This is a genomic window from Fluviibacterium sp. S390 (assembly GCF_049800695.1).
Taxonomy (GTDB): domain Bacteria; phylum Pseudomonadota; class Alphaproteobacteria; order Rhodobacterales; family Rhodobacteraceae; genus Meridianimarinicoccus.
The window spans coordinates 146,367-165,319 of record NZ_JBNAFN010000001.1 but is presented as its reverse complement, the minus strand read 5'-3'; the positions used below and the strand labels follow the sequence as shown (position 1 = coordinate 165,319).

Here is an 18,953-nt window from a genome sequence, read left to right as displayed (position 1 = left end):
GGTCGCGTGAAGCGGCCCTTTTTCTTTTTAGAGCAATATCTTGCTGCGACTGCGAAGGCCTATGAGCGAAAACCCGCCGACCTGATTTTTGGGATGTTTCAGACCGACATGAAGATTGAGTTGAGACATCGACCCCCCTCCCATACCTAACATCTGCAAACTGTTGAAACTGTTGAAGCAGGATCACTCCCAATGCAGATGACCGTCGCAAAAGACATGCACTTCAAGGGTACCGGGCTCCACTCGGGCCGCCCTGTGCATATGATTGTGCACCCGGCACCGCGCAACCACGGGATCGTGTTCCGCCGCAGTGATCTGACCGGCGAGGCCGCGGTTCTGGAAGCCCGCTGGGATCGCGCCGAACAGACCCCGCTGTGCACCCGTCTTGTCAACGATCACGGCACCCAGCTGTCGACCATCGAACATCTGATGGCGGCCTTTGCAGGTCTGGGCGTCACCAACGCGCTGGTCGAGGTCAACGCGCCCGAGGTTCCGATCCTCGATGGCAGCGCGGCCCCCTTCGTGCGCAAGATGCTGGCCGCGGGTCTTGTCCGTCAGGCCGGACCGTTGCACGTGATCCGCATCCTCAAGCCGGTTACCGTCACGCGGGGCGATGCCATGGCCACGCTGACCCCGTCGCACGGCTTCCACATCGACTTCCGCATCGACTATGACGATGCTGCCATCGGCCATCAGGCCCGCTCGCTGAACATGCGCAACGGCGCTTTCGTCCGCAACCTGTGCGACAGCCGGACCTTCTGCCGCCAGTCCGACGTGGACGCGATGCGCGCTGCCGGGCTTGCCCTGGGTGGCACGACCGAGAACGCGGTGGTCTTTGACGGCGACGTGGTGCTCAGCCCCGGTGGTTTGCGCCATCAGGACGAACCGGTGCGCCACAAGATGCTGGACGCGCTTGGCGATCTGGCGCTGGCCGGTCTGCCGATCCAGGGCCGTTATACCGGTGTTCGCGCCGGGCACAGTCTGACAAACGCGCTGCTGCGGGCGGTGTTCGCCGATCCCGAGGCCTTTGAAATCGTCGAATGCGACGCCGAAATGGCCCAGTCGCTGCCCGGCGTCGGGGTGCAGGCCAGCGATCTGGCGCTCTGCGCCTGACACCTTCCGGCAGAAAACGGCGGAACGGCGCGCAATTTTTGCGCGCCGTGTTCTGCAATCCCCATTTTTCCCGCCAATCTTTCATGATAACCCCGTCTCAATTGAGGACAAAACCTCGGGATTGGTAAGAACAGGCATGCGCGCATCCGGGTCACTGCGGAAATCGATTCTCGTGCTTCTGGTGGCAGGAGGGCTGGGTGGCTGCGTGGGCAACCGCGAGCCCAGTTTCGAGAACTTCTCGCCCAAGGAAATCTACGATCGGGCCGAATACGAGCTTGAGACCGGCAACCTTGAGGATTCGGCGCGCTACTTCGGCGAGGTCGAGCGGCTGTATCCCTATTCGGAATGGGCCAAGCGGGCGCTGATCATGCAGGCCTATGCCTTCCACTGGGATCGGAACTATGAAGAGTCGCGGTCGGCCGCGCAGCGCTATATCGACTTCTATCCGGCGGATGAAGATGCCGCCTATGCGCAGTACCTTCTGGCACTCAGCTATTACGATCAGATTGACGACGTGGGCCGCGACCAGGGCATCACCTTCCAGGCGCTGCAAGCCCTGCGCACGGTGATCGAACGCTATCCCGACAGCGAATATGCCGACTCGGCGATCCTGAAATTCGACCTGGCCTTCGACCATCTGGCGGGCAAGGAGATGGAGATCGGGCGCTTCTATCTGGGCAAGCAGTACTACGCGGCGTCGATCAACCGGTTCCGCGTGGTGGTCGAGGATTTCCAGACCACGAGCCACACGCCCGAGGCGCTGCATCGTCTGGTCGAGGCCTATCTCGCCCTTGGCCTGATCGAGGAAGCCCAGACCGCTGGGGCGATCCTGGGCTACAACTATCAGGGCAGCGAATGGTACAACGACAGCTATGCGCTGTTGACCGGGCAGGGGCTGTTGCTGGAGCCTGTTGGCTCGAACTGGTTGAGTGGCATCTACCGTCAGTCGATCCAGGGAAAATGGCTCTGACACACACCACGGCATGACGGGAGACAGCGCCGCATGTTGCGGGAACTGGACATACGCGACATCCTGATCATCGACCGGCTGGAACTGTTGTTTCAGCCGGGGCTGAACGTATTGACCGGGGAAACCGGAGCCGGGAAATCGATCCTGCTGGACAGCCTGGGTTTCGTGCTTGGCTGGCGCGGCCGTGCCGATCTGGTCCGGCAAGGGGCCGAGCGTGGCGAAGTCACGGCCCTGTTCGACATTGGCGACGACCACCCCGCGCAAGCGGTTCTGGCCGAGGCCGGTCTGCCCGGCGGGCGCGAGTTGCTGCTGCGCCGCACCAACTCTCCCGATGGACGCAAGGCCGCCTGGGTCAACGATCGCCGCTGTTCGGGCGATGTGCTGCGCGCCCTGTCCGGCACGTTGGTTGAATTGCACGGCCAGCATGACGATCGCGGCTTGCTGGACCCGCGCGGTCATCGCGCGCTTCTGGACGATTTCGGCGGGCATGGCGCGCTTCAAGCAGCCGTGGCCGGTGCGTGGAAGGCGCTGGCTGCAGCCCGCAAGGAAGAGGCCACGGCCCGCGCCCGTCTGGATGCCGCGCGGGCCGAGGAAGACACCCTGCGCCATGCGGTCAAGGAGTTGGACGATCTTGACCCGCAGCCCGGCGAAGATGCCGAACTGGACACCCGCCGCCGCCTGATGCAGGGCGCCGAGAAAGTGCGCGACGACGTGCAGCGCGCCGCACAGGTGCTGGGCGGCGAGGGGGCCGAAAGCAATCTGGCCGGGGCCATTCGCTGGCTGGAAGGGGCGGGCGAGTTGCTGGAGGACAAGATCCAGGAGCCACTGGCCGCGCTGGACCGGGCGATGACCGAACTGGCCGAGGCACAGGCCGGGGTCGAGGCTTGTCTCGACGCGCTGACCTTCGATCCGATGGAGTTGGAGCAGGCCGAGGAGCGGCTGTTTGCGCTGCGGGGGCTGGCCCGCAAGCATGGCGTTCTGCCCGACGAACTGGCTGAACTGGCCGGTGATCTGCGCACACGCCTCAAAGCGATCGATCACGGCGCCGAACACATCGCGGGGCTGGAGGCGGCGGTCATTGCGGCGCAAGCAGACTACGACACCGCCGCCGAGGCGCTGCAACGGGCCCGGCAGGCGGCGGCCCGTCGTCTGGATGCGGCCATGGCGGCAGAACTGGCCCCTCTGAAGATGGAGCGCGCAGAGTTCACAACCGAGGTTCTTCCCGCCACTCCGGGGCCAGATGGCATCGACGCGGTGCAATTCACCGTGGCCACCAATCCCGGCGCGCCCTCGGGTCCGCTGGACAAGATCGCCTCGGGCGGAGAACTGTCGCGTTTTCTTCTGGCGCTGAAAGTCTGTCTGACCGCCGGCGACACCGGGCTGACCCTGATCTTCGACGAGATTGACCGTGGCGTCGGCGGGGCCACGGCGGATGCCGTGGGGCGGCGTCTGGCAGCCCTGGCCGCGCGCGCCGAAGGGCAGGTTCTTGTGGTCACGCATTCGCCGCAGGTGGCCGCCCTGGGCCAGCATCACTGGCGCGTGGAAAAAGCCGTGTCCGAAGGGCGGACCCTGTCGAACGTGGTGCCGCTGGATCCCGACGCCCGAGTCGATGAAATTGCCCGGATGTTGGCGGGCGACCAGATCACCGATCATGCGCGCTCTGCCGCGCGGGCGCTGCTGGCGGGATAGGGCCGGTGTTACGCCCCCTCCGCATCACCCGGACCCGCCCCGCGCAGGGCCACCGGGTTTACGGTCGGGCGGGGGTGTAGCATGGGCTTGCGGCTGGGACGGATTGCAAGGCAGGCAGTGGCGCGATTGCGCAGCCATCTTGTCAGCATCCGCGACGCGCTGCGCCTGAAAGGGCCGGGCACCATCCAGTTCTGGTTCATCGCGCTGCTGGTGGGCTGCGTGTCGGGACTGGCCGCCATGGGGTTCCGCAAGGGCATCCAGGTGCTGCAGACAACGTTTTACGGCACCGACGACGTTTCCCTGGCGTCGGTGGCGGGCGAATTGCCGTGGTGGTGGGTGCTGATCATCCCGATCCTTGGCGGGCTGGCCGTGGGGATCATCCTCGACCGGTTCACCGACGATGGCCGCGTGCGCGCGGTGGCGGATGTGATCGAAGGCGCGGCCCTGCACGAGGGGCGGCTGGAGCGCAAGGCCGGCATCGCCTCGACGGTTGCCTCGCTCATCACCCTGTCTACCGGCGGCTCCACCGGACGCGAGGGGCCGGTGGTTCATCTGGCCGGAGAGATCTCAAGCTGGGTCAGCCGTCGGATGCACGCGGACGGTTTGCACGGGCGCGAATTGCTGGGCTGCGCGGTGGCGGCGGCGGTTTCGGCTTCGTTCAACGCGCCGATTGCCGGGGCGCTGTTCGCGCTGGAAGTGGTGCTGCGGCACTTCGCGATTCATGCCTTCGCGCCCATCGCCATCGCCTCGGTTGCCGGTACGGTGATCAACCGGCTGGAGTTCGGCGGGGTGACCGAATTCGTCCTTCCGGGAATGAACACGCTGGATTTCTTCATCGAACTGCCGGCTTTTCTGCTGCTGGGGCTCGTCTGCGGGCTGGTGGCCGTGATCTTCATGAAGCTGGTGCTTTGGACCGAAGGCGTGGCCAACGACATCCAGGCCGAAACGGGTCTGCCGCGATGGGCGCGCCCGGCGGTGGCCGGGGTCTTTCTTGGGGCGCTTGCCATCTTCTTTCCGCATATCATCGGGGTCGGCTATGAAACCACGGCCCGCGCCCTGACCGGAGAGTTGGTGCTGCACGAGGCGGTGGTCTTTGCCGTTCTGAAATGCGTTGCTGTGGCCATCACCATGGGCGGGCGCATGGGTGGCGGCATCTTCTCGCCCTCGCTGATGATGGGGGCGCTGACCGGGCTGGCTTTCGGGCTGATCGCCACCGGGGTTTTCCCCGACGTCTCGGGCAGCGAGACGCTTTATGCGCTGGCGGGCATGGGGGCAGTGGCGGCGGCTGTGCTGGGCGCGCCCATCTCTACCACGTTGATCGTGTTCGAGCTGACCGGCGACTGGCAAACCGGGATTGTCGTGATGACCTCGGTGGGATTGTCCACGGCGCTGGCCAGCACCATGGTGCATCGCTCGTTCTTCCTGACGCAACTGGAACGGCGCGGGATCCATCTGGCCGGAGGGCCGCAGCAATACCTGCTGGCGCTGCACCGGGTGTCCGTGGTCATGCGCAAGCCCAACCACCCCCACTATCCGGGGGAGGAGGCCGCACGGGCGCTGATCACTGAGGGGCTGAGCCTGGATCGCACCGCCACGCTGGAACAGGCGATGCCGTTGTTCGAGCAAACCGACAGCGATTTCCTGCCGGTGATCCAGCAAGGCGACCCGCCCGGAGAGGTCGTGGTGGTGGGCGCCCTGTATCATCTGGACGCCCTGAAGGCCTATAACCGCGCCCTGGTCGCCACCGCTGCCGAGGAGCATTCCTGAGGGTCAGTGTTCCTCGACGGTGACCTTGTCGGTGTCGAAGGTCAGATGATCCTTGATCGCCGCGGCCGCAGCGGTCGGGTTCTCATAGGACCAGGCCGCATCGTCGATCACCTTGCTCTTGGTTTCGATCGAGTAAAAGCTTGCCGTGCCCTTCTGCGGAGAGTCGGTCGACGTTTCGGACTTGTCGAAGAAGGCCATGGCTACATCCGCGCGGGGAATGAAGATTTCCCGCGCGCCGTCGCCGTCGACCAGTTCCAGCGCGTTCTGGGTTTCGGCATAGACGGCGCCCGAGGCGTAGACCACATATTTGCCAGGCAATTCGCGGATGGTGAGCGCGACACCATTTGCATTGGACGTATCGGACATGCGTTCCCCTACTCGTTTCAACTTTTGTGTATGGCCCGATCCTTAGACCGGATCGGGCCGACATACACGCAAAAATCCGTCTCAGAGCGGATCGGTCGCGCGAAGCAACCAGTCGTGCGCGGCGCCGTCCAGCAAAGGTGACAGCCGTTTGCGGGTTTCGGCGTGGTAGGCATCGACCCAGTCGCGCTCGGCCCGGCTCAACGCGTCGACCTCGATCAGGCGGCGGTCGATGGGCACATGTGTCAGGGTCCGGAAACACAGCATCTCGCGGTCGTCGCCACCGGGCAGGGGCGGGGCCTCGTGCGTGAGGATCAGGTTCTCGATGCGGATGCCGAAGGCGCCTTCGCGGTAGTATCCCGGTTCGTTCGACAGGATCATGCCGGGGCGCAATTCCTCGTTCCCCGTGCGCGAGATCCGCGCCGGACCTTCATGCACCGACAAATAGGCGCCAACGCCGTGGCCGGTGCCGTGGTCATAGTCCTGACCGGCGGTCCAGAGCGCGAAGCGCGCCAGCGCATCCAGATCGCGCCCTGTCACCCCCTTGGGAAACCGCGCACGGCTGAGCGCGATAACCCCCTGCAGCACGCGGGTATGGGCGGCCACGGCGTCGGGATCGGCAGGGCCACCGGGCACAAGTACCGTGCGGGTGATATCGGTGGTGCCGTCCTCGTACTGGCCGCCGCTGTCAATCAGGAACACCCCGCCCGGTTCCAGAGCGCGATTGCTGTCCTCGGTCACGCGGTAGTGCACGATGGCGCCGTTGGGACCGGCCCCGGCGATGGTGTCAAAGCTGATATCCTTCAACGCGCCAGTTTCGGCGCGCAGGGTCTCCAGACGGGTGACGGCGTCGATCTCGGTCACCGTACCGTCGCCGGCGGTATCGTCCAGCCAGTGCAGAAAGCGCACCATGGCGGCCCCGTCGCGCAGATGCGCGGCTTCGGCTCCGGCGATCTCGACCGGGTTCTTGCAGGCCTTGGGCAGAACGCAGGGATCACGGTCGAGCGCAACCTCGGTGCCGGCGTCGGTCAGGTACATCTGCACTGCATGCGGCGCGCTGGACTTGTCGATGCGCACCGGGCCGGGCAGACCCTGCAGGGCCGCGCCGAAGCGGTCCTGGGGCGCGATGCGAACCGCGTCGCCCAGATGATCCTCCAGCCCGGTAAGCTTGGCCGGATCGGTGAACAGATCCACCGCACCGTCGTCATGCAGGATGGCAAAGGCTTGTACGACGGGAATGCGGGGAATGTCGGCGCCGCGGATGTTGAGCAACCAGGCGATGCTGTCGGGCAGCGTCAGGACCGCCGCGCGCTGTTCGTCCTTGCGCAGGTCGGCGGCCAGATCGGCGCGCTTGTCGGCCGCACTCTTGCCTGCCAGTTGCGAGGGATGCGCCCAGGCCTGTGCGGCAGGCGCGGCGGGGCGGTCGGTCCAGACCTGATCCACAAGGTTTTCGCAATCCACCAGCGTGATCTGGGTGCCGCGCAGGTCGCGGCGCAGGGTGTCGATTTCCTGCACCGTGTGCAGCCACGGGTCAAAACCGATGCTCATGCCCGGCTTTGCGTGAGCCTTCAGCCAGTCCGACAGGCCGGTCGCAGGCCAGGCTACCGGTGTGAACACCGCCGGATCCACCTGCGCGCGGACCTGCACCGTATAGCGCCCGTCGACGAAGACCCCGGCGAGATCGGGCAGGATCGCGGCAAAGCCCGCCGAACCGGTAAAGCCTGTCAGCCAGGCCAGACGATTGTCGCAGTCGGCCACGTATTCGCCCTGATGGGCATCGGCGCGGGGCACCAGAAACCCGCTCAGCCCGGCCGTCGCGATGGCCTCGCGCAGGGCTGCCAGACGCGGCGCGCCCGTTGCGGGGTTGGAAGTTGTCTCGAAGGATTGGAACAAAACGCTCTCCGCCCTGAAAGTTGCCGCGCGCGCCGGGATCGGCGCGCGAGCAAAGCCTAGCAAAGCCCCCGGCGGGCGAACAGGGGGCAGGCGGTCAACTGGCGCGGGCAATGCCCATGACGCGGGCGCGGGCGCGCGGGTCGCTGTCGAACAGGGCGGCCAGTTGTTCGGTGATGGCCCCGGCCAGTTGTTCCACATCGGTGATGGTCACCGCGCGGTCGTAATATCGGGTCACGTCATGGCCGATGCCGATAGCCAGAAGCTCGACCAGCTTTTTCTTCTCGACCATGGCGATGACATCGCGCAGGTGCTTTTCAAGGTAGTTGGCCGAGTTCACCGACAGGGTCGAATCATCCACCGGCGCACCGTCCGAAATCACCATCAGGATCTTGCGTGCCTCGGGCCGTACCGCCATGCGCCGATGCGCCCATTCCAGCGCCTCGCCGTCGATGTTTTCCTTCAGCAGCCCTTCCTTCATCATAAGTCCCAGATTGGGCCGGGTCCGCCGCCATGGTGCGTCAGCGGATTTATAGATGATGTGGCGCAGGTCGTTCAGGCGACCGGGCTGTTGCGGGCGGCCTTCGTTCAGCCAGTCCTCGCGGCTTTGGCCACCCTTCCACGCGCGGGTGGTGAAGCCCAGGATCTCGACCTTCACGTCGCAACGTTCCAGCGTCCGGGCCAGCACGTCGGCACAGATCGCCGCGATCGAGATCGGGCGTCCACGCATCGAGCCGGAGTTGTCCAGAAGCAGCGTCACCACCGTGTCGCGGAACTCCATGTCCTTCTCGACCTTGAAGCTGAGCGGGGTGGTCGGGTTGGCAACCACGCGCGCCAGTCGCCCGGCATCCAGAATGCCCTCTTCGCGGTCGAACTCCCAACTGCGGTTCTGCTGGGCCTGAAGGCGGCGCTGCAGCTTGTTGGCCAGACGGCTGACGGCCCCTTTCAGCGGCTCCAGCTGCTGGTCAAGGTAGGCGCGCAGGCGTTCCAACTCGACCGGTTCGGCCAGATCCTCGGCGCGGATTTCCTCGTCGTACTGGGTGCTGAAGACGCGATAATCGGGATCGGCATCCGAAACCGGCGCGGGTGGCGGCGGGTCCAGCGGCGCGTCGCCGTCGGGCAGGTCGGACTCTTCGGACATCTCGGCATCGGCCATCTGATCCATGGTGACCTGCGCTTCCGAGGCATCGCCGGCATCCTCCTGCGATTGCTCGGGGGCGGCGTCGCTGTCTTCTTCGCTGTCCTCGTCCTCTGACGGGGTGCTGTCGGGATCCTGATCGTCTTCGGAGGAGGCCTCGTCCTCCTGATCTTCATCCGGCCCTTCGGGGTCATCCCCCAACTGGTCGCCATAGCCCAGATCGGTGATGATCTGGCGCGCGAAGCGGGCAAAGGCGGTCTGGTCGGTCAGGCAGTCTTCCAGCCCCTCAAGGGTGGTGCCGGCCTTGGCTTCGATCTGGCCGCGCCACAGGTCCATGACGTTGTCGGCCCCTTCGGGCAAAGGCCGCCCGGTGGCCAGGTGGCGCAACAGATAGCCCGCCGCGACCGACAGGGGCGCGTCGGCAATTTCCTCGATCTGGCCATAGCCCTTCTTGGCCGCTTCCGTGGCGATCTTGGCATCGATGTTGCCGGCGGTGCCGGGCATGGCGCGGGCGCCCACGGCCTCGCAGCGCGCGGTTTCCAGCGCGTTGTAGATATCGCGCGCCAGCTGACCTTCTGGGGTATAGCGCGCGTGGGTGACCGCGTTGTGATAGCGCCGCTTCATGGCATAGGCATCCGCAGTGCCGCGGGCCAGCAGCACCTCGGCCTTGGTCATGCGGCGGCTGACCTGCGGCAGGCGCATGTTGTCGTCGGTCATCCCCGAGGGATCGACCGAGAAGCTGACGCCGATGTCCGGATCATCGGCCAGAACCCGCGTGGCTTCGGCGAGTGCCTTCTTGAACGGATCGGCGGGATTGTCGGATTTTGCAGACATGACAGCCTCGGCAGCGGGTCGGTAAGGGATGGCGCCGGTCAGGCCGGGCCGTTGCCCCGTTTATGTCCTGTCCGGCGAGGCTTGACCAGAGGCGGCGCGCGGGCGCGGCAAAGGTCTAGGGGCCGGGCTTGTGGGCGCGAAGGTCCTGCCACAGGTGCTGGGCCTCGGCCCAACGCAGGTCTGCCCGTACCCGGTGGCTGCCCAGCACGCGCCCCACGGCCCGCTGCACGTCCGGATCCCTGCGTCCCGGCGCATCGGGTGCAAGCAACAGCCTTTCGACCGTGGACAGATCGTTGAGCTCGCCGAAGACATCCTGCAATCGCTTCAGCCGCCGCAGCGCGGATTTCGTGCGTTTTCGGGGCAGCAGCGGCGCGAGGAACTCCATCGCGTAGCGCAGTTTCTTCAATTCCTTGCGCAAGGCGTGGCGGGCATCGATGGACAGGGTTTCGATCCCTTCGGCGCGTGTCTCGCAGGCTTTCCAACGGTTGTGGATCGCGCGGCGGACCAGCTTTTTGGCCGGTCGCGACAGGCGGTAGTCCTGGGCGAAATCATCCGGACGCAACCAGCCACGGGTTTCGATGAAACGGGCCAGGTCCAGCAGGAAGGCTTGCGTCCGGGCCGAGGTCAGAACCTCGCGCACCCTGTCGCGCTGCGTCTGGCGCCGGGGCGCCAGCAGGTCGGTCAGCAGGGCAAAGCCCGGCTCTTCGGGGCAGGCTTCGGCCTCGGGCGCCAGCAGATCGGTCAGTGCCATGTCCAGATCGCGCAGCAGCCCGACCTCCCGGCTCAGCCAGCGGGCCTCGGCGCGCAGCCGGGTCAGATTCGGATGGCCGATGACCGGGCGAAACAGGGCGCTGGCGCTGCGAAAGCGACGCAGACCGATGCGCAACTGGTGCGCGCCTTCGGGATCATCCCTGTCGCGGAATGTGTCGATGTTCTGGGTGATCTGGTCGAAACACTCGCGCAGCACCTCGCGGGCGGCGGTCTGGCCCGTCTGTTTGCGGGTCAGGAGCACCGGATGGGCGTGGCGAGGGGCTGGCGGCTCGGCAATGCGGCCTTCGGCGGCCAGCATGTAGCCGCGTGCCGCCTTGGAGATTGGGGCGAACCGCAGCCCGCCTTCGGGAAACAGCCGCGCTGTCAGGGTGAACAGGGCCGAGATCTCGCCGCGCACCAGTTCCAGTTCGACCTCGTGATAGGGTTCGCAGCGCTCCCCGGCCCGGATTTCTCCGCGGTCGATGGCCAGTTCCACGCGGCCCTCGGCGGCGATGTCGACAAGGGCGGCGGTCCGTTCCATCCGGGTTTCGCAGATCGGCGCCAGATCTCGGCGGCGGCACAGCGCGGTGATGCGGTCGCGCAGGCCGGTGTCAGGGATCAGCTTGAGGCGCAGGGTTTCGCCGTCCGCCGGACAATCGGATTCCTGCGTGGTGTGCAGCCCGCCGTGGCGCTTGTTCTTGGCCTTGACGGTCTGGACCCATCCGGCCCCATCGAACCGCAGCCGCAGGGCAATACCGTTGTGGCGCAGCACCTGATCCGGCGTGTCATAGTAGATGCTGCGCAGCAGCCGGGTGGTGGGCGGCGTGACCAGACCCGGCAGGCCGGGCACCTGCGTACACAGCGCGGCGGTCTGTTCCGCGCTGGACACGAATTTCAGTTCGATTTCATCCATTCCCCAGTCGTAGGACAGGGCCGGAGCCGCGACAAGTTTCGCGCGGGCATGGGCAGGACGCAAAACGGCCCGCGACAAGGCGCGGGCCGTCACAGACACTATAAGGGGTGGACTTAGCCCAGGCTGATGCTGGCAGCGCTTTCGGGCAGTTCCTCGTCAAAGCAGCGCTGGTAGAACTCGGCAACGGTCTGACGCTCCAGCTCATCGCATTTGTTCAGGAAGCTCAGGCGGAAGGCATAGCCCACATCGCGGAAGATCTCGGCGTTCTGGGCCCAGGTGATGACGGTCCGCGGGCTCATCACCGTGGACAGTTCGCCATTGGTAAAGGCGGTGCGGGTCAGATCGGCGACGGTGACCATCTGGCTGACGGTCTTGCGCCCGGCCTCGGTGTTGTAATGCGGGGCCTTGGACAGGACGATCATCACCTCGGCGTCGTGGCTGAGATAGTTCAACGTCGCCACCAGCGACCAACGGTCCATCTGCGCCTGGTTGATCTGCTGGGTGCCGTGATACAGGCCCGTGGTGTCACCCAGACCGACGGTGTTGGCGGTGGCAAACAGGCGGAAGGACGGGTGCGGGGTCAGGATCTCGTTCTGATCCATCAGCGTCAGCTTGCCGTCATGTTCCAGAACCCGCTGGATCACGAACATCACGTCGGCGCGCCCGGCGTCGTATTCGTCGAAAACGATGGCGCAGGGGTTGCGCAGCGCCCAGGGCAGGATGCCTTCCTGGAATTCGGTCACCTGCTTGCCGTCGCGCAGCTTGATCGCATCCTTGCCGATCAGGTCGATGCGGCTGATGTGGCTGTCGAGGTTGACCCGGACCGCAGGCCAGTTCAGGCGTGCGGCCACCTGTTCGATGTGGGTCGATTTGCCAGTGCCGTGATAGCCCTGGATCATCACACGGCGATTGTGGGCAAAGCCGGCAAGGATCGCCCGCGTGGTGTCGGGATCGAACTTATAGGTCGGATCCAGATCCGGTACTCGGTCGGATCGGTCGGCAAACGCCTTGACCGTCATGTCCGTGTCGATGCCGAACACATCGCGGACCGAGATATTTTCCGTGGGTTTGCTGTTCACATCCATAGTTCGTCCGCCATCGTGCCGCTTCAATACATTGCGCCGTGGTGCAACATATCCCCGCCGCGTGCAAGAGGCAGGTCGGCCCGAAGAGGGCGCCGGGGGCGTGTCAGTCCGGGCCGCGCGCGGCAATTGCCGTGCCCGCCGCCCAGCCCGAGGACCACGCCCACTGGAAGTTGTAGCCGCCCAGCCAGCCGGTCACATCGACAACCTCGCCAATGAAATGCAGTCCCGGCACGGTGCGCGATTCCATGCTGCGCGACGACAGACCGGCGGTGTCGACGCCGCCCAGCGTGACTTCGGCCTTGCGGTAGCCCTCGGTGCCGGTGGGGCGCAGGCGCCAGTCGGTCAACCGGTCCAGCAGCGGGGCAAGGGCGGCGTCCGACAGATCGGCCAGCCGCCCCTTCAACCCGCTGTCGCGCACCACCTGCGCGGCCAGCCGTTTTGGCAGAAGTCCGGCCAGAACCGTTTCCACGTCCCGACGCCCGGCGCGCTGGCGTTCGTCCTTCAGGCTGCCCAGGAAATCCAGATCGGGGCACAGGCGCACGGAAATATCTTCGCCCTCGCGCCAGAAGTTCGAAATTTGCAGGATCGCGGGGCCCGACAAGCCGCGATGGGTAAACAACAGGGCTTCGTCGAAACTGGTGCCGTTACACGACAGGCGCGCCGGGCAGGCCACCCCTGCCAGATCGCTGAAACTGTCGCCGAAGGTCAGCGGCACAAGGCCGGGGCGGGTGTTGGTCAGCGCATGGCCGAACTGCTCGGCAATGCGATAGCCCAGACCGGTGGCGCCGATCTTGGGGATCGACTTGCCGCCCGAGGCCACCACCAGCGCGCGGGTCGTGACCGTCAGCGGTTGGCCGTCGCGGATCAGATCGACCCGGAACTGCCCGTCCACATGGGCGATCTCGCGCACCTCGGTCTTCAGCCAGACCTCGGCCTGCGCGGCGGCAACTTCGTCCAGCAGAAGCCGGATCACCCGTTCGGATTTCTCGTCGCAGAACAACTGTCCAAGGGTCTTCTCGTGCCATGTCACGCCGTGCCGCGCCATCAGGTTGACAAAATCCCATTGCGTATAACGGCTGAGCGCGGACTTGGCGAAATGCGGGTTGGCCGACAGGAAATTCTGCGGCCCCGCGTACATATTGGTGAAATTACAGCGTCCGCCGCCCGAGATGCGGATCTTCTCGCCGGGGCGATCCATGTGGTCGATCACCACAGCACCCGGTCCGGCGTGGGCTGCGCACATCAGGCCGGCGGCGCCAGCGCCAAGGATCAGGGCGGGAAGGGGCGTGGGAGCGGGCATACAACCTGTCCGATGTCGGGGCGGCAGGTTGCGCCTTGCCCGGTGTGGCGGCTCAGTCCCGGAAGGACCGGCTTTCCTTGATCTGATCCCAGGCCCAGACGACTTCCTGCAGGCGATCCTCGTCCGAGCGGTCGCCGCCGTTCATGTCCGGGTGCAGGATCTTGATCAGGCTGCGGTACTGCTTGCGGATCTCGATCTTGGTCCAGTGGTCCTTGGCTTCAAGGATTTCCAGCGCGCGGCGCTCGGTGGGCGGCAGGCGGCGTGTTCCGGTGATCGACTTGCCGGGGTTCTGCGTGGCGTTCTCGCCCAGCACCTGATGCGGGTCGTCCACGCCCAGCCGCGACCAGGCGCGCTGTTCCTCGGAGGGTTTTCCGAAGGGCTTGGTCGGACGGTCCCAGACACGATCCTTGTCGATCTGGGCGTTCATTTCCTCTTCGGTGCTGCCGTTGAAGAAGTTCCATTTCAGGTTGTACTCGCGCACGTGGTCCTTGCAGAACCACAGGTACTCGTCCAGGTGATCGGGCGATTTCGGAGCACGATACTGGCCAGCCAGATCGCAACCGTCAAATTCGCAGACGCGGGTCGAGGTTTCGAATGCCCCGGACATGCCGCGTTTGCCACGGGTCCGCTTTTTCTTGGCCGAGGACACCGACATGTCAAAACCAAAAGGATCACTCTTTGCCATGGGCATACTCCTGTCCGACTCGCGCAAGACCGTTTTCTTCGAAGGCCGCAGAGTTTAACCTTTCTGACGCCAAGAAAAAGGGGGCAGAACCGAAAATGACGGTTGCCGAGGAAATCGAGACGCGGCTTTCACAGGCCTTCGGGCCGGAACGTCTGGAAGTTGTTGATGAAAGTGAGATGCATCGCGGACATGCGGGCTATCAGGAGGGTGGCCAAAGTCACTTTCGTGTCCAAATTGCCGCAGCCGAACTGGCGGCAATGAGCCGATTGCAGCGGCATCGCGCGGTCCATGCGGCCATCGGCAAGGATATTCTGGCGCGTATCCACGCGCTGGCGCTAGAGATCGATGCCTGATCGCGGTCAGCGTGGCGGGCAACTCCAGTCGGTCACGGTGAAATAATCGGCAGGGTAGAGCCGGGCTTCGGTCAGCTCGGCCACCTGCGTCTCGTCATAGCGGTTAAGGTACTCCCAGACGACCCGGCCCTCGGCGTCGGTCTGGAAGGCGCGTCCGCCTTCGAATTCGGTGATGATGAAGCCGCCGCCCGGCACCGGGTCGTGCTTGCCCCGGATCACCGACAGGAACGCCTGTCCCGGCGCCATTCCGGCCGCGATCGAAGTCGCGCGAGTCTCGGGATCGATGCGCAGGATGTTGCTGACCATCGGCGTGTCGGGCAGGGAGCGGTCGAGCGGGCCGAGGTCGGTCAGGAAGCGGTTGTTGTTGAACACCGTGATGGTGCCATCCGCGCTGAACTCGGGATCATGCTGACGCAGCCAGGGTCCGGTCTGGTGCCACTTGACGTGCCAGTCGTCGGGATCGACCACGAACACGAGGTTATGGGTGCGCAGCGACAGCATCAGATCGCCTGCCTCGAACATCGGGAAGGCCGGGGCCAGTTCGGTGCTCAACTCGGTGATCTTGTTGACGTGGACAAGTTCGTCTTCCCAGTCGTTGCGCGGATCGAAACTGAAACCGCCGGCGGTCATCACCCCCTGCAGCTCGTTGTCCCACAGGATTTCAGGGACCGACTTGCGTTCGATGACCTTGCCGTCGCTATCCAGCCGCAGGATCAGATCCTCGGGATAGGCGACCTTTTTCTGCAGCCGGGTGACGGGGGGATAGAGATCCGCGGTATCCGTCCCCAGATAGGCGCGTCCCGGCACCCAGTAGCCGCCCGTTTCGGCCTGTTCGATGGAATGGTGGGTGATCTCGGGCACCGTCCACGTCACGTCACCACAGCGCGACAGCTTCACGCTGCCGCCGTATTCCCAGTTGAACACCAGCGACCCATCGGGCAGCGCCAGCGAGCCGTGAGTGTCGATGTTGCGGTCGGTGGCCGGGGCAAAACGCAGATGCGCCGGGTCGGGGAAATGCTCGGAAAAGCGCAGCGGCCATTCGGCCAGCAGGGTGCCGTCGCGGCGCATCAGCCGGGCCGCGTTGCCGCCGTCGAAGAAGCCCGCGATCAGGATGGTGGCACCGTCGTCGGGCAGGCTGTTGACCGTTACCCCGTCGCCGGGCTTGCGCGCCGGTTGCAGGAAATGAATCGGCTCGCCGTCGGGAACAAGGTTCTCGCGCTCTTCGAAGACAAGGCTGACCTTCTTGGTGAAGCCGATGAAGGATCGGTAGAGCGGGTGGCGGCTGTGGGCCAGGTACAGCCCCGCCAGAAAGGTGACGGCCAGCACCGACAGGGTCAGGGTCGTCAGGAAGACCCATTTGGCGGGGTCACGCGTCTTGTCCGGGGTGGCCATGGGCTCAGCCTTCGTCCGTTCGGTCTTCCGCGCGGTCTTCGGTTCGATCATCCGTTCGATCTTCCAGCAACCGCAGCGCGGCCTTGGTGGCCTCGTCCTCGGACATATCCACGCTTCGGCGGAACACCAGCATCGAACGGAACACGGTCTTGGTGCCGGTCAGTCCCTGCCGCTCTTCAACGGGCAGGGTCTCGGCGCGCAGGAAGTCCCAGCCGTCCCTGGCCTCCTGGTTCAGTGCCTCGGACAGGGTCGCGGCAAAGCGGCTGCTGGCATCATTGCCGCCCTTGCCTTTCACGCCACGGGCGGGGGCGGGGGTGACCTTGTACTCAAAATGCGACATTGGGAACCTCTTGGCGTTGCCGGGCAATTATCGGCCTCAGATGCCCCGCGGGAAGGCCCCAACATGTCGCGTGAGCGAACGCGCGTCCAGCCGTCGCGTTGAGGTCACAGGGCCGGGCCGTGCCAAAGGGGGGGGCGGGCAAGGGCTTCATTTACCATTTCCGCCGAAACTGGCCCCGCGTCAGGGCTTTTCGCGATACTTTCGACGCGGGCGGAAAGCCGGTTCCGGTCTTGCCGGAAGGTCCGGGGTTCCATGAAGATTCAGATTTCAACAAGTCTGTTGTGTGCCGTGCTTTCTGCCTGTGGCCCAGCTGATCCCGTGGTTCTGTCCTCTGACGCGCCGGTGCAGCCGGGGCATCAGGAACTGGATCGCGGCAAGGCGTTCCGCAAGGCGGTGGCGGGCTATCAACTGCGCGGCGATGGGGTCGATGTCACGGTCGAGCCTGACGGCCTGCTGGTCGGCACCTATCTGGGCAAGCCTTTCGTCGGCAGTTGGGACTATCGCCGGGGCCGGTTCTGCGCATCTTTGCAGGAGGCGGACCTGCGCCGCGCTGCCGACCGGCGCTGTTTCAGGGTCGTCACGCTGGGCCGCCGGGTGATTCTGCATCCCGTGGCCGAGGGTTGAACGGCAACGGGCCGCCCTTGCGGACGGCCCGGCATTTTCAGGGACAGATTGGGCGGATTACTGTGCCAGCTTGGCCGCCACGATCTGGTTGACCGCCTTGGGATTGGCCTTGCCGCCGGTGGCCTTCATGACCTGACCGACGAACCAGCCCGCCAACTTCGGGTTCTGCCGGGCCTTTTCCACCTGTGCCGGGTTCTCGGCGATGACCTTGTCGACGGCGGCCTCGATGGCGCCGGTGTCGGTGACCTGCTTCATGCCGCGATCTTCGACGATCTGCGCCGGATCACCACCTTCGGTATAGACGATTTCGAACAGATCCTTGGCGATCTTGCCCGAAATATCGCCTTTCGAGATCAACTCGATGATGCCGCCAAGCTGCGCCGCCGAGACCGGGCTTTTGGTGATGTCGTGGTCTTCCTTCTTCAGGCGGCCGAACAATTCGTTGATGACCCAGTTCGCGGCCAGCTTGCCGTCACGGCCCTTGGCGACCTCCTCGAAATAGGCCGCACTTTCGGCCGAGGCGGTCAGCACGCCGGCATCGTATTCGGTCATGCCGAATTCGGTCACGAAGCGCGCCTTCTTCTCGTCGGGCAGTTCCGGCAGGGTCGCGGCGATCTCGTCCACCCAGGCCTGTTCGATTTCCAGCGGCAGCAGGTCGGGGCAGGGGAAGTAGCGATAGTCATGCGCCTCTTCCTTGGACCGCATCGAGCGGGTTTCGCCCTTGTCCGGGTCATACAGGCGGGTTTCCTGCACAATCTTGCCGCCGTCTTCCAGAATGGCGATCTGGCGGCGGGCCTCATGGTCGATGGCCTGCTGGATGAAGCGCATCGAGTTCATGTTCTTGATTTCGCAGCGCGTGCCCAGATGGCTGAAATCCTGGGTGGCCTGGTATTTCTCATAGGCCCCCGGTGCACAGACCGAGACGTTCACGTCGGCGCGCAGGTTGCCGTTCTGCATGTTGCCGTCACAGGTGCCCAGATAGCGCAGGATCTGGCGCAGCTTGCTGACATAGGCGGCGGCCTCTTCGGGGCCGCGAATGTCGGGACGGCTGACGATTTCCATCAGCGCAACACCGGTGCGGTTCAGGTCCACGAAGGACATGTGCGGGTCCATGTCATGGATCGACTTGCCCGCGTCCTGTTCCAGATGGATGCGTTCGATCCGCACCAGACGGGCCACGCCCGGCCCCATGTCCACCAGCACCTCGCCCTCGCCCACGATGGGGTGATACAGCTGGCTGATCTGGTAGCCCTGCGGCAGGTCGGGATAGAAATAGTTCTTGCGGTCGAAGGCCGAGGTCAGGTTGATCTGTGCTTTCAGGCCCAGCCCGGTCTTGACCGCCAGTGCCACGCAGCCCTCGTTGATGACCGGCAGCATTCCTGGCATCCCGGCGTCCACAAAGGCGACGTTTGAATTGGGCTCGGCGCCGAATTGGGTCGAAGCGCCGGAAAACAGCTTGGCGTTGGAGGACACCTGCGCATGCACCTCAAGGCCGATCACCAGCTCCCAGTCCTGCTTGGCGCCTGCGATCACTTTCGGCTTGGGGGCCTCATAGGTGAGGTCGAGCATCCTGTCTCTCCTGCTGTCAACGGAACGGGTTCTAGGGCAGGGGCGCGGGGCTGGCAAGGGGCGGTGCGCGGGGGCCGCAGCAGGCGGTTGCCGTACCCAACCTTTGGCCCGCACACACAACCCTTCACAGTCGCGGGAGGGTGGGATGCGCAGCCCCCCTTGAGCAGGTATTCAACGT

General features: G+C 65.1%; 16 protein-coding genes. 6 read left to right on the top strand and 10 right to left on the bottom strand.

Annotated elements, in window-relative coordinates; translation table 11 throughout:
* Positions 1–192: 192 nt before the first annotated feature.
* The 4 genes from lpxC to ACP15K_RS00725 all read left to right on the top strand — a co-directional run bounded on the left by lpxC (position 193) and on the right by ACP15K_RS00725 (position 5,539).
* Complete coding sequence (gene lpxC, locus ACP15K_RS00740; protein ID WP_193139328.1) at positions 193–1,113, top strand: UDP-3-O-acyl-N-acetylglucosamine deacetylase; 921 nt, start codon at positions 193–195, stop codon at positions 1,111–1,113.
* Positions 1,114–1,249: 136 nt separating this feature from the next.
* Positions 1,250–2,083 carry an outer membrane protein assembly factor BamD gene (locus ACP15K_RS00735; protein WP_193139327.1) on the top strand — a complete coding sequence of 278 codons (834 nt, stop codon included), beginning with the start codon at positions 1,250–1,252 and terminating at the stop codon, positions 2,081–2,083.
* Positions 2,084–2,116: 33 nt separating this feature from the next.
* Positions 2,117–3,772, top strand: a complete 1,656-nt coding sequence (recN, locus tag ACP15K_RS00730; protein WP_193139325.1) for a DNA repair protein RecN — start codon at positions 2,117–2,119, stop codon at positions 3,770–3,772.
* Between the two features lie 81 nt (positions 3,773–3,853).
* A complete protein-coding gene (locus ACP15K_RS00725; protein ID WP_193139323.1) occupies positions 3,854–5,539 on the top strand; it encodes a chloride channel protein in 1,686 nt (561 codons plus the stop codon).
* Positions 5,540–5,542: 3 nt separating this feature from the next.
* Here ACP15K_RS00725 and ACP15K_RS00720 read toward each other — a convergent pair whose 3' ends face one another.
* The 7 genes from ACP15K_RS00720 to ACP15K_RS00690 all read right to left on the bottom strand — a co-directional run bounded on the left by ACP15K_RS00720 (position 5,543) and on the right by ACP15K_RS00690 (position 14,497).
* On the bottom strand, positions 5,543–5,905 hold the full coding sequence (locus ACP15K_RS00720; protein ID WP_193139321.1) for a DUF427 domain-containing protein: 363 nt from the start codon (positions 5,903–5,905) through the stop codon (positions 5,543–5,545).
* An 81-nt stretch (positions 5,906–5,986) separates the two neighbouring features.
* Positions 5,987–7,795: an aminopeptidase P family protein gene (locus ACP15K_RS00715; RefSeq protein WP_424989582.1), complete on the bottom strand. Its 1,809-nt coding sequence runs from the start codon at positions 7,793–7,795 to the stop codon at positions 5,987–5,989.
* A gap of 94 nt (positions 7,796–7,889) precedes the next feature.
* Positions 7,890–9,764: a cobaltochelatase subunit CobT gene (cobT, locus tag ACP15K_RS00710; RefSeq protein WP_424989581.1), complete on the bottom strand. Its 1,875-nt coding sequence runs from the start codon at positions 9,762–9,764 to the stop codon at positions 7,890–7,892.
* Between the two features lie 115 nt (positions 9,765–9,879).
* Positions 9,880–11,505 (bottom strand): CHAD domain-containing protein, encoded by a 1,626-nt coding sequence (locus ACP15K_RS00705; protein ID WP_424989580.1) that lies wholly within the window; start codon positions 11,503–11,505, stop codon positions 9,880–9,882.
* Positions 11,506–11,540: 35 nt separating this feature from the next.
* Positions 11,541–12,512 carry a cobaltochelatase subunit CobS gene (gene cobS, locus ACP15K_RS00700; protein ID WP_193139313.1) on the bottom strand — a complete coding sequence of 324 codons (972 nt, stop codon included), beginning with the start codon at positions 12,510–12,512 and terminating at the stop codon, positions 11,541–11,543.
* Positions 12,513–12,615: 103 nt separating this feature from the next.
* The gene (locus tag ACP15K_RS00695) at positions 12,616–13,812 is read right to left on the bottom strand and encodes an NAD(P)/FAD-dependent oxidoreductase (RefSeq protein WP_193139311.1); all 1,197 of its coding nucleotides are present in this window, start codon (positions 13,810–13,812) and stop codon (positions 12,616–12,618) included.
* A 52-nt stretch (positions 13,813–13,864) separates the two neighbouring features.
* Positions 13,865–14,497 carry a DnaJ domain-containing protein gene (locus tag ACP15K_RS00690; protein ID WP_193139309.1) on the bottom strand — a complete coding sequence of 211 codons (633 nt, stop codon included), beginning with the start codon at positions 14,495–14,497 and terminating at the stop codon, positions 13,865–13,867.
* Positions 14,498–14,592: 95 nt separating this feature from the next.
* On the opposite strand from ACP15K_RS00690, the gene ACP15K_RS00685 reads away from it, so the two are divergent.
* On the top strand, positions 14,593–14,850 hold the full coding sequence (locus ACP15K_RS00685; protein WP_193139307.1) for a BolA family protein: 258 nt from the start codon (positions 14,593–14,595) through the stop codon (positions 14,848–14,850).
* Between the two features lie 6 nt (positions 14,851–14,856).
* On the opposite strand, the gene ACP15K_RS00680 is transcribed toward ACP15K_RS00685, so the two are convergent.
* Positions 14,857–16,242 (bottom strand): arylsulfotransferase family protein, encoded by a 1,386-nt coding sequence (locus tag ACP15K_RS00680; protein WP_424989579.1) that lies wholly within the window; start codon positions 16,240–16,242, stop codon positions 14,857–14,859.
* Between the two features lie 4 nt (positions 16,243–16,246).
* The gene (locus tag ACP15K_RS00675) at positions 16,247–16,582 is read right to left on the bottom strand and encodes a DUF4177 domain-containing protein (RefSeq protein WP_424989578.1); all 336 of its coding nucleotides are present in this window, start codon (positions 16,580–16,582) and stop codon (positions 16,247–16,249) included.
* 318 nt (positions 16,583–16,900) lie between these two features.
* Between ACP15K_RS00675 and ACP15K_RS00670 the strand changes: the two genes are divergently transcribed.
* The gene (locus ACP15K_RS00670) at positions 16,901–17,206 is read left to right on the top strand and encodes a hypothetical protein (RefSeq protein ID WP_424989577.1); all 306 of its coding nucleotides are present in this window, start codon (positions 16,901–16,903) and stop codon (positions 17,204–17,206) included.
* 57 nt (positions 17,207–17,263) lie between these two features.
* On the opposite strand, the gene gatB is transcribed toward ACP15K_RS00670, so the two are convergent.
* Positions 17,264–18,775, bottom strand: coding sequence for an Asp-tRNA(Asn)/Glu-tRNA(Gln) amidotransferase subunit GatB (gene gatB / locus ACP15K_RS00665; protein ID WP_193139299.1), 1,512 nt, complete (start codon positions 18,773–18,775; stop codon positions 17,264–17,266).
* Positions 18,776–18,953 lie beyond the last annotated feature (178 nt).

Bases quoted from the DNA above. Each gene is read 5' to 3' on its own strand.
- lpxC (WP_193139328.1), top strand. From the start codon at position 193: ATGCAGATGACCGTCGCAAAAGACATGCACTTCAAGGGTACCGGGCTC.
- ACP15K_RS00735 (WP_193139327.1), top strand. From the start codon at position 1,250: ATGCGCGCATCCGGGTCACTGCGGAAATCGATTCTCGTGCTTCTGGTG.
- recN (WP_193139325.1), top strand. From the start codon at position 2,117: ATGTTGCGGGAACTGGACATACGCGACATCCTGATCATCGACCGGCTG.
- ACP15K_RS00725 (WP_193139323.1), top strand. From the start codon at position 3,854: ATGGGCTTGCGGCTGGGACGGATTGCAAGGCAGGCAGTGGCGCGATTG.
- ACP15K_RS00720 (WP_193139321.1), bottom strand. From the start codon at position 5,905: ATGTCCGATACGTCCAATGCAAATGGTGTCGCGCTCACCATCCGCGAA.
- cobT (WP_424989581.1), bottom strand. From the start codon at position 9,764: ATGTCTGCAAAATCCGACAATCCCGCCGATCCGTTCAAGAAGGCACTC.
- cobS (WP_193139313.1), bottom strand. From the start codon at position 12,512: ATGGATGTGAACAGCAAACCCACGGAAAATATCTCGGTCCGCGATGTG.
- ACP15K_RS00695 (WP_193139311.1), bottom strand. From the start codon at position 13,812: ATGCCCGCTCCCACGCCCCTTCCCGCCCTGATCCTTGGCGCTGGCGCC.
- ACP15K_RS00690 (WP_193139309.1), bottom strand. From the start codon at position 14,497: ATGGCAAAGAGTGATCCTTTTGGTTTTGACATGTCGGTGTCCTCGGCC.
- ACP15K_RS00685 (WP_193139307.1), top strand. From the start codon at position 14,593: ATGACGGTTGCCGAGGAAATCGAGACGCGGCTTTCACAGGCCTTCGGG.
- ACP15K_RS00680 (WP_424989579.1), bottom strand. From the start codon at position 16,242: ATGGCCACCCCGGACAAGACGCGTGACCCCGCCAAATGGGTCTTCCTG.
- ACP15K_RS00675 (WP_424989578.1), bottom strand. From the start codon at position 16,582: ATGTCGCATTTTGAGTACAAGGTCACCCCCGCCCCCGCCCGTGGCGTG.
- gatB (WP_193139299.1), bottom strand. From the start codon at position 18,775: ATGCTCGACCTCACCTATGAGGCCCCCAAGCCGAAAGTGATCGCAGGC.